The following is a 13,315-nucleotide window of genomic DNA, read 5'->3' as shown; positions in this document are numbered from 1 at the left end:
TATGGCCGATCCCGGCGTCGGCACGCTTGCTGGACAAGGCGATGCTGCACAGGTCCTTGAAGTTCTTGCCGCCGAACGGCTTGCCACAATTGGCCACATAGAGGGTGCCATGCTCACCCTCGTCCTCGTCCAGCCGGATCTCGATGCGTCCGTCGGTGGCTCTGGCCGGGTGCGCGTCGTGCGCGTTCTGCAACAACTCGATGAGCACCCGGCCCTCGTACTCGGGCGCGATGATCGTCTCGGCCACGGCCTTGGCCTCGCGGGCCGCGTCACGGCCGTCGTCCCAGTCCCGCAGACAGCCGCGCACCTCGACCAGCGCCTTCTCGTGCACGCGCCTGCGCACGGCGGCCGACCGGCGCTGCCGCACACGCTCCGCCGACGGTCGCCGGCCCCCCGCTGCCATACCGCTGCGCCCCACCCCGTGCGCCTCCCGCCCCACTCTGTCGGTGATCCTACTGAGCGAGGAGGAGCCCTGAAGGGCGTTTGACACCGGCGGCCTGTGGCTGCGTAGCATGCCCGTTTAATCAAAGCGCTCGTACGCTGCAAGCCGGGTAGCGGGCAAGCGGATCCCGACGCGGGCCCATTGGGTAGGGCCTTCCGGACTGATCCCGAGAAGCAGGCCCGAACACCGCTCCGACCTGCCTGATCATAGGCTTCTGCAACACCCTTTAGTCGGGCTCTGAGATGGATGAGCGGACTCGATCGCGGGCAACTGGTCGAGCAGTGGATGGCCGTAGCTCCTGGTCGTTGGACTACCAGACGTCGTGTGGCTCTCCCTCAGCGGTGAGGCCGTACATCTTCAACTGCTCGGCCTTGGTCGGCTGGTCCGGGAACAGGTGCTCACCGAGTTCGCCGTGGGTGACGATGGTGTAGTCGCCGCTGTCGACAGCGGCGAACAGGGCCTCGCGGGCTTCGTACTCCCTCCCCATGCGACTCAGGAGCTGTCCCCACAAGCGGCGTGCGTCTTGGTGATGAGCCGCTGCAGCTTCCATGAGCGCGAACACCTCGTCGGGAATGCTCTCCAGCGGGGGCAGTCCCTCCTCAGTTGTTTCGAGTCGCTCGTACATCCACAAGGCCAGTTCGTACTGTGCCCAGGGTTGCCGGTCTCTCATGGCCAGAATGTGGGCGATGTCTTCAGCGGTGTGGCGTGCACTGGGGATCTTGTGTAGATGCCGGACGACGATCCGCACGGCCCCGTGCCGGCGCTGACGGCGTGCTCTGCTGAGCAGTGCGAGTGCCTCGCGTCGGCGCTCGGGCCACAGTTCCATGAACAGCTCATCGGACCTCATGACCGCCCTGAACGAGTCCCCACCCGAGCGAAGTCTCCTCGCGGTGAAAACGGGCCTGCCAACGTCCACAAGCTGCCGAAGGCCACGAACAGGACAGCCCGGCAGGGCCAAGCAAGAAGGCCGCCGCGAGGAAGCCCGCCCCAAGCTCGCGACGCGAACAGGGCTGTTGTCAGTGCCGCATGCGATCCTCACCCCGGAAGTGGGCACTTCAGAAGGAGGCCGGGTGGCGACGGGACGTCCGCGGAAGGATCCACGCGATCCGGTGCTGATTATGCGGGATGCCGGGCTCGAACCGCTGGAGCCCTATCCAGGAAGTGATAAGCCCTGGCGCTGCCGCCATGAAGCGTGCGGGAGAGAAGTGTCACCGCGGCTGGGCAACATTGCCGCGGGCCGGCAGGGCGGCTGCCGGTACTGCTCAGGCACGGCTCCGATTCCTCCGGAGGAGGCGGTGGCGTTGATGCGCTCGGCCGGCCTGGAACCGCTGGAGCCGTATTCCGGGGCCACATCCACTTGGCGCTGCCGGCACGTGCCGTGCGGTCGGGAGGTCAAGCCGCGCTACTCGTACATCAAACGCGGAGGGGGACCGTGCCGATGGTGCGCGCCGAACGCGCCGGTCGATCCGGACCAGGCCGCCGCGCTCATGAGGTCGGCGGGTCTGGAACCGTTGGAGCCCTATCCCGGGACCGACATGCCCTGGCGGTGCCGCTGCACAACATGCGGCACGATCGGGACACCCACTCATGGGTCGGTCAAGGGCGGACAAGGGGGCTGCGGCCCGTGCGGGCGCAAGAACGCCGGGCAGGGCATCAGCCGGGCATGGTCGCGTCGCCGCGAACTGCCCCGCACGGACGGCGACCGGGCCGCAATTGAGGCGAAGGACTTCGACCTCGAGCCGCTGGAGTCCTACCCGGGACCGAGCGGGCTGTGGCACTGCCGCCACCTGCCGTGCGGCCGAGACGTCGAGATCAGGTTGAGTAACCTCAGGCGCGGCCTTCGGGCATGCCCGTACTGCCCTCCCTCCCTGGGTGGCCGACGCCGCTGGCCCGCGGACGAAGCCGAGGCCCCCATGCGTGCCGCTGACCTGGAACCGCTCGAACCGTACGCCGGGCGTCGTGACAAGGCGTGGCGGTGTCGCTGCAACGGCTGTGGGCGTGAGACGTCACCGAGTCTGGGCGGCATTCTGGCGGGCCAGGGCGGCTGTCGGCACTGTGCCGACGTGAGGGCGGCAGCGGGTAGAAAGACCGACCCGGACATCGCGGTGGCTGCCATGCGCGCGGCTGGGCTGGAGCCGCTGGAGCCGTATGCCACCTCGGTGACTGCGTGGCGGTGCCGTTGCACAGCCTGCGGCAACGAGGTCTCCCCGACGCTCATGAAGATCCGTGCTGGTGGAGGATGCAAGTTCTGTGCCACCCACGGCATCGACCTGTCAGGACAGTCGAAGGTCTACGTGATCACCCACCAAGAGTGGAAAGCCGTCAAGATCGGGATCGGTGCCTGCACCGGCTACACCTCTCGCCTCATCCAACACGAACGTCAGGGTTGGCAACTGCATCAGGCCCGTGAATACACCACCGGCGCAGCCGCCTACGACGTCGAGCAGGCCGTGCTGGGCCGCCTGCGTCAGGCCGGACTCGTTCCTTTCCTCACGAGCGACGTCATGCCGAACGGCTGGACCGAGACCTGCTCCGCAGCCCGCATCACGGCGGCCGAGGTCTGGGCCATGGTCGATGAGGAAACACGGAGCGCAGAAAAACCCTATGCGCCCCGAGTTGGCGGCCGACCACGTGCTGCGGTCCTCATCGACGCGGAGGCCGCAGCCGCTGAGATGCGGGCTTGCGGATACGAGCCACTCGTGCCATATCCCGGCCGCACCAACGCGACTTGGCCCTCGCGCTGCACGACCTGCGGGCACGAGGGGCGTCCTACGTTCAACGCCGTCCGTAACGCGGGCCAGCGCTGTCGCGTTTGCCGGGCAAAGGAGACCCAGGCGAAACGCGCCGCCACGAACGCGCCGAAGGCCCGAGAAACCATGCGCACCGCCGGACTCGAACCGCTGGAACCCTACCCGGGCAGCCAAACGCCGTGGCGGTGCCGCTGCACCACATGCGGTCTCGAAACCAGCCCCACCTACTCCAACGTCAACAGCGGTTCGAAGGGCTGCCGGTTCTGTGCCCTCAACTCGGCAACCGACGAGCGTGCGTCCGCCGAAGTGCGAGCGGCCGGGTTCGAGCCGCTGGAGCCGTACCCCGGCCGTACCACGGACCGTTGGCGCTGCCGCTGTTCCTGCGGAAACGAGGTCATGACGCGCCTGTCATCCGTCCGGTCGGGAACCACCGGCTGCAAGAAGTGCCCCCGATCCGGTGGCCGAACCGATCCCGCGACAGCCGCCGCGGAGGCACGCGCCGCCGGGTTCGAGCCGTTGGAGCCCTATCCGGGGAAGACCACCGACCGGTGGCGCTGCCGCTGCAGGTGCAGCACGGCCATCACCCTCACCCTGACCAGCCTCAGAGGAGGCCGTACCGCGTGCGGAACGTGCTCCCGAGGCGCGACTCGATAACCGTCGGTCACGATGCACCCCGCCGCTGCACCCAGTAGTCGAGCAAGCCCGGGTTCCGTCGTACCAACCTTCTTTAGGAGATCGCTGCCGCCCGACGGCATCCTCGGTATCGGCCCCTTTGAAGATGCGTTCGGCGGATCATGAGCGCCTCGGCGTCCAGCGATGTGGCCGACGTCCTGTCGACGATAGTCGACGTCAGCTGACATGGGCAGGCCGCACAGTCTTCAATGGCGTCATGGCCACGCCGATGCCAACACCCCCGCCCCCTCCCCCGCCCGCCACCCTGGAGACGATCGCGGGTAGCGCCACACTGGGCGAAGTCCTGGAGTGTCTACGCGCGCGGCGGCCGGTGTTCCATTCCGAGGCCGATCTCCAGCACAGTTTCGCCCTCGCCGTGGGCGAGGTCGCGCCGGAGGTCAGGTGCCGTCTCGAGGTCCCGGTGCGCGGGAGCGACGCCTCGGAGTACCTGGACCTACTGTGCCTGGGGCCTGCGGGCCGTACGGCAATCGAATTCAAATACGTGACCCGGGATTGGTCGGGTACCGCCGGGACTCCTCCCGAGGAGTACGCCTTGCGCGGACACAACGCGCCGGACGTCGCGCGTAGGGACTTCCTGCGGGACGTAGGAAGGCTGGAACGCTTCTGCGACCGCGAGGACCAGAACGGGCTGGCCCTGCTCATCACAAACGAGGCCGCCCTGTGGCGCCCCAGGCAACGCAGGATGCCCACCAGGGACGAGGAGTTCCGGATCCACCACGGCCGCGAACTGAGCGGCACCTTGCTGTGGGCCGGCGGTTCCTTCCCGGGCAACACCCGAGTGCTGCGCGGCGCCTACACGCTCGCCTGGCGTCAGTACACCCAACTGGAGGGTTCAAGTGGCGAGTTCCGCTGCCTTGCGGTCTTCATCACCCCGAACGCCGCGCAGCCCCAGTGGCCACACGAGGCGTAACCAGCAGACTGCCTCGCATGTCATTGATCATGGGAATCTGCCCTGACGGGAATCTGCCCTGGGTGAAGGCACTGGCCTCGATTCCGGAGACATCGAAAACCTCCTCCAAGACGCCGAGCAGCACTTGGATCCAAACGTCGTCGAGCAGACCGTCGGGGGCTCATGCCGGTGGCCGGTGGAACGGCATGTGAGTGCCGATCACTTCCCCGACATCGAGACTGTGAAGGCAGTGTGAAAGCACTGGTCATTCGATATGGTGATCCCCTTCACAGCAAGAGGGGCGCCGTGCCGTACACCGCAGAGATCAGCCGAACCAATCCGGGTTGCTTCATCTTCCTCGTGGACCAGTCCGCCTCCATGAGCGATCCCATGGGCGTCGGTGAGGTCACGCAGCAGAGGGCCGAGGTCGTGTCCGACGCGATCAACCGGCTGCTGACCGAACTGTCCGTCAAGTGCGCCAAGGAAGAAGGCGTACGGGACTACTTCCACGTGGCCGTGATCGGGTACGGACACAGTCACGTCGGCTCCGCGTTCCAGGGGGCGCTGGCCGGGCGCGACCTCGTTCCGCTGAGCGAGGTCGCCAACAACCCGGCGCGGGTGGAGAGCCGTACCAAGAAGGTGCCGGACGGCGCCGGCGGCCTGGTCGAGACCTCGGTGCAGTTCCCGGTGTGGATGGACCCGGTGACCAACGGCGGTACGCCCATGACACGCGCCCTCGGCTACGCGGACAGCCTCGTGGCCAACTGGGTCGAGGCTCACCCGAGCGGCTTCCCGCCGATCGTGCTCAACCTCACCGACGGCGAGTCCACCGACGGCGATCCCACCAGCGCCGCGATCGCGCTGGCCTCGCATGCCACCGCCGATGGCGCGGTCCTCCTGTTCAACCTCCACGTGTCCGGAAGCGGCGGCACACCGGTCACCTTCCCGGACAGCGAGGAGGGGCTGCCGGACACGTACGCCCGGCTGCTGTTCCTGATGTCCAGCGTGCTGCCCAGCCACATGCGCTCCTACGCGGCCTCGCAGGGGCATCGTGTCAGCGAGACCACTCGGGGCTTCGTCTACAACGCGGACATCACCTCCATCGTGGAGTTCCTCGACATCGGCACCCGCGCCACCGAACTGCGCTGACCACCGAGACGGAGCTGCGCTGACCATGGAGGACGTTTCGGCCCTGCCGGAATGCCAGCTGCTGCGGGTGCCCAAGGCGGGCAACACGCTCAAGGAGTGCGAGGACGCCGGGCGGTCCTGGGTCGGGGACGCACGGGCCGACGACCAGGGCCGTACCGTCCTCCCGCTGTACGCGGCGGTGTCCGACGGCGCCTCGGAGAGCCTACTCGCGGGCGCCTGGGCGGAGCGTCTCGTCGCGGACGCCGTCGAGTCGATGTCCCTCGGCCGTGACTGGTGGGACGACGTGGACACGTTCGTCCTCGACCTCATGGAGCGGTCCGCGCCTCGCTGGGAGGCGTACCTCGAGTGGTACCGGGCGGAGCGCGACGCCCGTGGCCGGCCCATCACATGGTACGAGCAACCTGGCCTGGAGAAGGGCGCGTTCGCGACCGTCCTAGGGGTGGAGGTCCGAGCCACCGTGTCCGGTGGTGGTAGGGCCGACTGGTCCTGGCACGCCTTCGCCCTGGGCGACAGCTGCCTGTTCCACCTGCGGGACGGTGTCGTCCGGCGGGCCTTCCCCGTCGAGGACGTCGAGGGCTTCGGCATCACCCCCCAGCTCCTCGGCAGCCGTAACCACGACACGGCCCTGGTGGCCGAGCGGCTGCGGCTCGCCCACGGCACCCTGGCGCCGGGCGACGAGGTGCTGCTGGCCAGCGACGCGCTGGCCGCCTGGCTGCTGTCCCCGCACCACGGGCACCGGGCGCCCGGCACCGTGCTTGCCACGCTTGCCGAGGTGGGCGATGAGCCCTTCACGGAGTGGGTGGAGGACCAGCGGGCGCGTGGGCTCATGCGCAACGACGACGTGACCCTGATCCGGATCCGGGTGAGAACGGAGGCGTGATGGCTGTGTCCCGCGGCGGTCGCCCCGCCACCGGAACCGGTGCTGTCCGGAAGTTCCCCACGGGCGCGAACTACGCGGAGGCCCTGCAGCACCCCGAACTCTGCTTCCGCGATCCCGATCTCCGGCACGGAACCGTCCAGCAGAGCCCCGTCCTCGGACCCAAGGCAATCTCTGGCAACTTCGCCAGCGTCTTCTCCGTCACCGCGCGGGACGGGCAGCGCTACGCGCTCAAGTGCTTCACCCGGGACACCTCCGCCATCGGCGTCCGTTACACCGCGATCAGCGCTGCCCTGCGCGCCCTCGACACCGGTGGCCTCTCCCAACCGTGGCCTGTGCGCTTCGAGTTCCTGGAGCAGGGCGTCCTGGCTCTCGGCGACTGGTTCCCGGTGGTGCGGATGGCGTGGGTGCAGGGCACCGACCTCATCTCGTGGATCGACCGCCACCGCCACGACTCGGCTGCCGTCCACGCCCTCGCCGACCGCTTCCTCGCGCTGGCGGGCGACCTGGAGGACCACGGCATCGCCCACGGCGACCTGCAGCACGGCAACATCCTCGTGGCGGACGACAACACTCTCCGGCTCGTCGACTACGACGGCATGTACGTCCCCGCCCTCAAGGGCGAGGCGGCGACGGAGAACGGCCACCGCAACTACCAGTCGCCGCAGCGCGGCGCCGCCGACTTCGGGCCTGCCATGGACCGCTTCTCGGCCTGGCTCATCCACCTCTCCCTGCTCGCCGTGGCCGCCGACCCCGGCCTGTGGACCCAGCTTCACGACGCCCAAGGCGAGTACCTGATCCTTTCCGAGTCCGACTTCAAGGACCCGGCGACCTCCCTGGCTTGGCCACTGCTCCTCGGCCACTTCGACCAACGGCTCCGCGCGGAGGCGGACCGCGTCAGGGGCTTCCTCGGGCGACCCTGCTCTGCGCTGCCCCGCCTGACCGCCGACGCGCTCACGCTGCCCGCCCCGCGCCGCAACGGGAATGGTGGCGCCGCGGCTCCGACGACGACCGGTGGTAGGACGAGCGTGGCCGCCCCGGCCACCGCACCTTCGGGGGCCATCCCAGCCTGGCTGGTGGACCGCGTGGCGCCGGCCGCCGCCAGAGCGGTGCCGACCGGCGCTCCGGCCCCCGCCACGGGCTTCACCGGGCGCCGCCCTCGCGACCTGGCGGCCGCGGCCACCGCCGTACTGAGCACCGCCGCCCCCGGCGTGCTCGCGGTCACTGTCGGACAGCCGGAGGGCTACCTGCCTGCCGCGCAGGGGTCCGCCCTACTCGTCTCGGCCGCCCTGATCGGCGTGGGCCGGCGGCTCAGGCCGGAGTACCACACCGCCCGCCAACGGGTCCGGGGACTACGTCGCCGGGCACGCGAACTCAAGGATCCGGCGGGCGCCCACCGGCGGCTGGAGCAGGAGATCCGGAAGCTGGACGCCGCCACGGCCAAGGACGGCGCGGCCACTGACAAGCGCATCCAGACCCTCCAGACCGACCTGCGCGACGGACTGGCCCGCATCACCATGGAGCTGAACCGCCGCACCGACCAGTCCCGCAAGCGCAAGGCGGAGCTGCCCGCCAGAGAGCAGAGCATGATCGCCGCCGCGCTGGAACCCGCGGTGCGCCAGCACGTCGAGGCGAAGCTGCGCGCCACCTCGATCCAGGAAGCGCGGTCACTGCCGAACATGGGCGCCAAAACGGTCGGGGCTCTGGTGCAGGCCGGTATCCGCACGGCGGCCGACTTCACGGGGGTGTCCTACTCCCAGAGCCAGGGTTCCGGGAGCCGTGTCGCCTACTTCGTCCGCCCAGGCGGCCACCACGTCCGCGTGTCCGGCGTGGGCGAAGCGCGGGCGAGCGCCCTCGACGCATGGCGGCGGTCCCTGGAGCAACGGGCCAGGGCCTCCGCACCCGCCAAGCTGCCCGGGCCCGCCCTGACGAGGATCCGCGCGGAGATCGCCACGCTGCGGGCGCAGTACGACCGGGAGGTGAAGCAGGCGGAGGTCCAGGCCCAGCAGGACCGGGACGCCCTCCAGAAGCAGATCACCGACGAACGGCAGCGGCTCACTGCCGACCGACAGCAGCGCGCTATGGAGACCCAGCGCAAGCGGGCCGAGCTGTTGCAACGCCAGAAGCAGCTGGGCGGCGCCGAGGCGGAACGAGCGAGAGTGAAGGGCGAACTCAGCACTGCACGGACGGAGACCCGACGCAACCTCGGTGTCCGGAAATACGTCACATTCCTGTTGACGGGCCACTGAACCAGGCCCGAGGCGAGTATGCAGCGTGGGCAGGGCTGGGCGAGAGTTGGGTGCGCGCGGGCAAGGTAGATGGCGGCACCAGGTAATCAGGAGCCCCAGAAACCACGGGTGAGATCTTCACGAACGTGCAGGAAGCGGACCTGGTGCCTCGTTCGCCTCACTACGCAAGTCACGGTCGTAGATGGTTCTTCTCACGCCCGCCCTGGTCCATACGCTAGGCACGGCGGAGGTGCTGTGCGGCAATGCTCCGCCGCTCCAGGGCCGACAGCCTACCCGCGCACTGGCGAGACAGCCTTGTTCATTTCGCGCTCGCCGCATATCACAGAGTCTCCATCGAACCGCAGAGAGATGATCCGTGAGTCGCCCACCCATTCCCGGAGGGTGTCGAGCGCAGCGGGGTCGAGCTTCGTGGTAAAGAGAAGGGCCAAGTGCTCTTTTGCCCGCGAACACGCCACGTAGAAGAGGTTCCGCGCCCTGACGAAGGCTTCCCGCTCCTTCCCCTGCAGTCCGTGACGCCGGGAGAAATTCGCCAACATCTCGGGGATCTGGAAGCGAGTGTGCCCCTTGCTGACGACGGCGAGCACCCTGTCGAACTCCTGGCCTTTGACTCCGTGCTGCGTCGCGAAGGGTGTGCCACCGCCCAGGTGGTCATGCAACGCCATTAGCTGCGCGTACGGAACAGCACGCAGGGCTTCGTACTCTTCCGCTCGCGCCTTGGCCTTGTCGTCGCTTTCGGCCTGCGATTCGCTGTTGGCCAGTGGCACCGACTTACGGTGGCGTTCACGGACCTTTCCTAGTCCATCAAACAGCTGCTGGTTCAGGCAGAGGTCGAGGACGTCGCCAACAGTGCCATCCTCACGGGTCCTCTCGAGCTCTTTCAGGAGGGCCGCCCAGGCGTGCTTGTCGGCGGGGGAGGTCAGAAGCGAGCGTTGGCCGAACGCGTCGAACATCGCGCCGTAGCGCTTGTTCCGGTGATGAAGTAGTGCGGGTTCCAGGACGTCCAGGAAGAAGGCCATGACGTGGTCCTCCTTCTTCACATAGGACTCGTTGCGCCGGAAGGCTTGGTGAAGTCGCTGGTAGCCCAGTTCGCCGGCGATCGTCTCGTGCGTGAGCATGAGGATCTTCGTGCTGGGCGCTGCCGCCCGCCCTCCGTCCAAGCCATCGGATACCTCGGTGTTCCACAGGCGTCGGCGGGCGTCTTCCAGGGCCCAGCCGCGGGCCGCGTGCGCGGCATCCCAGCCTATCTGTCCCTTCCGGTGGTGGGTGAGCCTCGTACCGGCCCAGTCGTTGGTGTGGTAGATGGTGATGCTCCCCTCACCTGCTCCCGGGCTCGTGGTCTGCTCCAGTTCAGGGCGCATCGCGTTCAGGAGATCCACCACAGCGCGCTGCGACCGGCGGTTGCGCCTCCTGACGATCGGTTTCACGCGCGGGTCGTCGATGGTCCCGCACACCTTGTCGTAGATCTGCTGCCAGTGGTCACCGAAGAATCCACAGAGGGGACCACGGAGGGGAGTCTCCTCACCCGGCGTGCCCAACATGGCCTCCACCAGACCGGCAGGGGTGTCCTGGTACTCGTCGACGAACACGATGGGGAACCGGTCGGCGGCCAGGGCCCGGAACTTGGGGAGGGCGAAGAACTTGCAAGCCAGGGCAGGGAGGTCGTCGTGCGCCAGTTGAACGTGGAGTGTGTCGTGGTCCACCTTCCGGTAGCCGGTGCTGTAATCGACCGTGTAGCCGTCCAGTGATGTTCGCCCTTCCAGCCTGGACTGCATGGCATCGAGCTCGACGACGTAGCGCAGCAGGTACTTGGGGAAGGGAGAGAGCAGTTGCCACAGGAAGCCGTGGATGGTGTCGGCGAAGACGGACGGGCTGCCGTCGGTGCGACTGATGATCTCGTCGCGGGCCACATTGGTGTAGGTGACGCAGGCGACGCGCTGGTCCCGTCGCGGGAGGTACCGGTCTCGGTCGGCGAGGATGCTCTGAAGTGCCTCAATCAGCGAGCTCGTCTTGCCCGCACCGGCGCCGGCCTCCAACTTGAAGTGGCTGCCCTCCCGCAATGCGGTCAGGATCGTCTCCCGTACCGTCTGCGCTTCCGACTCGGCCACGGTGACGACGCGCTTGCCGTGCACCATCTCTTCGGGACGTGCCGTCATCACTCGCCATCCGTCTTCGTCGCCGTCCCGTCCTGTGCCATGAGCCATTCGAGACCGCGCCTGATGTACTTCGGCACCTCCCAGTCGTGTTCGCCAAGGACGTGCTCGAGGGCAAAGTCGACCTTGCTGCCCTTGCCGTCCACCTTGTCGCGGGCTCTCTTTTCCAGGCTCTCGTTCGTGGACGTGGCTCTACGCCGGGAGAGACCGAAGAGAGTCGGGTTGGCCAGTACGAAGGCGTCCTCGAAGGTACGGCCGCATGGATCTCCGGGCTGCTCGGGCACCTGGTAGGCGAGGCAAAGGTTGGCGGCTACGGGTGCATCTGCCTCGGCGCGTCTGAGTAGTTCGGCCACCTTGGTCTCGCCCGTCTCGTCGAACCATGCCCGGATGGACTGGTTGGATGTGTGTCCTCCTTCGGACACGGTGCATTTGCGGGTCTTGGGACCGCTTGCGTCGATGGGATCGAGATCAGTGATGATCAGGGTTGGGATGCCCAGGATCCTCAGCAGGGGGTAGAACTTGTGGGCGTACGCGCCGCCTACCTCCATCAACGTCACATACTGATGCGAGCGAGCTGTGTCAGGCTTTCGCGCTGCGAGTTTTTCCTCTGCGGCTGGGACGAAGACACGCTCGCTGGCGCCCTCAACGAGAATCGCCTTGTCCGCGAAATAGAGGTCGGCCCGGGTGAGGGTCAGGTACTTCAGCAGGAATTTTTCGTCGCGCGAAACCTGGGAGAGGTCCTTGATGGCCGTACGAGCCGGCCTCGGCTCGTCTCCGGGCTCGGCAGCCTCTTCCTCTTTGCGGAAGTACCGGATGTTCGAGAAGCGCGCCCGATTGGCTACATGCGCCGAGTGGGTAGTCACCACGAACTGGGCGCTCCAGGGCGATCCATTCTCGCTGCCGGAACCGGTCGCCTCCGTCATGCCGACCGGTTGGGGACTGGTCGCGCGCATCTGGGCATCGAGCCGTGGGAAGAGAGAGGGAAATTGAAGGAGTTGCTGGATGAACACCTCCTGCATCTGCGGATGCAGGTGAGCCTCCGGCTCCTCCAGAAAGACGAGATGAATACCCAGTTCATTGGACTGGGCAGTGTGTTCGCGGTAGTAGGCGAAGAGCTTGAGGAGCATCATCACCAGGTTGCGCGTTCCGAGGCCGCTGTACGACTCCGGAAACCGCACGCCAGCCGCTCCCGGATAGTGGATACGTGCGAAGTTCCTGAGAAGCCGCCGAGAATCCAGGCGGGCAGCAGTGACGAACTCCTGATTCCCCAGCCCCGGATATCCGAAGGCCGTCAATGCCGGCGCTACCTGGGTGCGGATCTCCTGCAGACTGATGTCGAGATCGCTGGAGGTGTTCGTGAGCATCACGTCGATACGCGTGGCGAGATCCTCCAGCCACTCAACACGCTTGCTGCCCTTCGCTGAGGTAAAGAGCTTCTCGAAGATTGCTCCGATGGGCTGGGCGGCCTCCCGGTCCTCGTCGTCCAGTCCCCGCTGTGCATCGAGGAAGTCCACCTTTAGGAGCTTCTTGACTTCCGCCACATCGACTGTGCGGACGTTCGCGTCGTCAGTGGGGTCTACCGCCGTCACAGACAGCCCGAAGTGGGCCGGAATGCGTCTGGCGAGCCGCTCAAGAGGCGCAGCGTCCCCACTGCCGACCAGGTCGCTGAGGAACACGTCCAGGGCGCCGTCCTTCAATGCATAGGTGAGCCTGATCACGACCTCGGAGCAGTCGGGATCGAGGTCCACTATGAAGGAGGCCAGAGGGCCGTACTGTCCACAGTTCGCGTCGTATGCGATATAGAGGGTCAGGGTGACCTTCGGGATCCGACCGCGCGCCTGTTCTTTCTCACCCGCAACGTAGAGGCGGTGCGCGTCAAGGAACTCCGCGTAGCATTCCGCAGAGAAGTCCTCGATGCGCAGCACGCTGTCTTTCTTCGTCAGGAAGAGCTTGAATAATTTGGCCAGCGAGGTCTTTCCCGTGTTGTTGCGGCCGACGCACAATGTCACGTCGTCAGCGAAGGACAGCTCGGTCTCACGCAGCAACCTGAAATTCTGGATTACGGCCTTGGTCAGGCGGGGTGGCGTCGGAGTCTTGTGGTTGGGCAACTCGCTTA

9 protein-coding genes are annotated in these 13,315 nt (G+C 67.2%); 5 read left to right on the top strand and 4 right to left on the bottom strand.

The features are described from left to right. On the bottom strand, positions 1–367 hold a 367-nt coding region (locus ACSLTV_RS35165), incomplete at its 3' end, for a sacsin N-terminal ATP-binding-like domain-containing protein (RefSeq protein ID WP_435613632.1). A 385-nt stretch (positions 368–752) separates the two neighbouring features. Beyond that, the gene (locus ACSLTV_RS35160; RefSeq protein ID WP_435613631.1) at positions 753–1,268 is read right to left on the bottom strand and encodes a hypothetical protein; all 516 of its coding nucleotides are present in this window, start codon (positions 1,266–1,268) and stop codon (positions 753–755) included. Positions 1,269–2,658: 1,390 nt separating this feature from the next. Here ACSLTV_RS35160 and ACSLTV_RS35155 point away from each other — a divergent pair. From ACSLTV_RS35155 to ACSLTV_RS35135, 5 genes are all read left to right on the top strand, one after another. Then, positions 2,659–3,846 (top strand): hypothetical protein, encoded by a 1,188-nt coding sequence (locus ACSLTV_RS35155; RefSeq protein WP_435613630.1) that lies wholly within the window; start codon positions 2,659–2,661, stop codon positions 3,844–3,846. A 571-nt stretch (positions 3,847–4,417) separates the two neighbouring features. Then, entirely contained in the window at positions 4,418–4,795 is a 378-nt protein-coding gene (locus ACSLTV_RS35150) for a hypothetical protein (protein ID WP_435613629.1), read from the top strand. Between the two features lie 285 nt (positions 4,796–5,080). Next, entirely contained in the window at positions 5,081–5,923 is an 843-nt protein-coding gene (locus ACSLTV_RS35145; protein WP_435613628.1) for a vWA domain-containing protein, read from the top strand. Between the two features lie 25 nt (positions 5,924–5,948). Next, positions 5,949–6,803 (top strand): hypothetical protein, encoded by an 855-nt coding sequence (locus ACSLTV_RS35140; protein WP_435613627.1) that lies wholly within the window; start codon positions 5,949–5,951, stop codon positions 6,801–6,803. Next, positions 6,803–9,049 (top strand): hypothetical protein, encoded by a 2,247-nt coding sequence (locus tag ACSLTV_RS35135; RefSeq protein ID WP_435613626.1) that lies wholly within the window; start codon positions 6,803–6,805, stop codon positions 9,047–9,049. The genes ACSLTV_RS35140 and ACSLTV_RS35135 overlap by 1 nt, the downstream gene beginning before the upstream one ends. A 269-nt stretch (positions 9,050–9,318) precedes the next feature. Here the strand turns inward: ACSLTV_RS35135 and ACSLTV_RS35130 are convergent, their stop codons facing one another. Both ACSLTV_RS35130 and ACSLTV_RS35125 read right to left on the bottom strand, forming a co-directional pair. After that, positions 9,319–11,202, bottom strand: coding sequence for a UvrD-helicase domain-containing protein (locus tag ACSLTV_RS35130; protein WP_435613625.1), 1,884 nt, complete (start codon positions 11,200–11,202; stop codon positions 9,319–9,321). After that, positions 11,202–13,315, bottom strand: a 2,114-nt coding sequence (locus ACSLTV_RS35125; RefSeq protein WP_435613624.1) for an ATP-dependent nuclease, incomplete at its 5' end; no start/stop codon positions are given. The genes ACSLTV_RS35130 and ACSLTV_RS35125, both read right to left, overlap by 1 nt.

Origin of the sequence: Streptomyces sp. bgisy159 (assembly GCF_965341775.1) — a bacterium.
Classification (GTDB): Bacteria; Actinomycetota; Actinomycetes; order Streptomycetales; family Streptomycetaceae; genus Streptomyces.
This window is presented reverse-complemented; position numbering and strand designations above follow the sequence as displayed.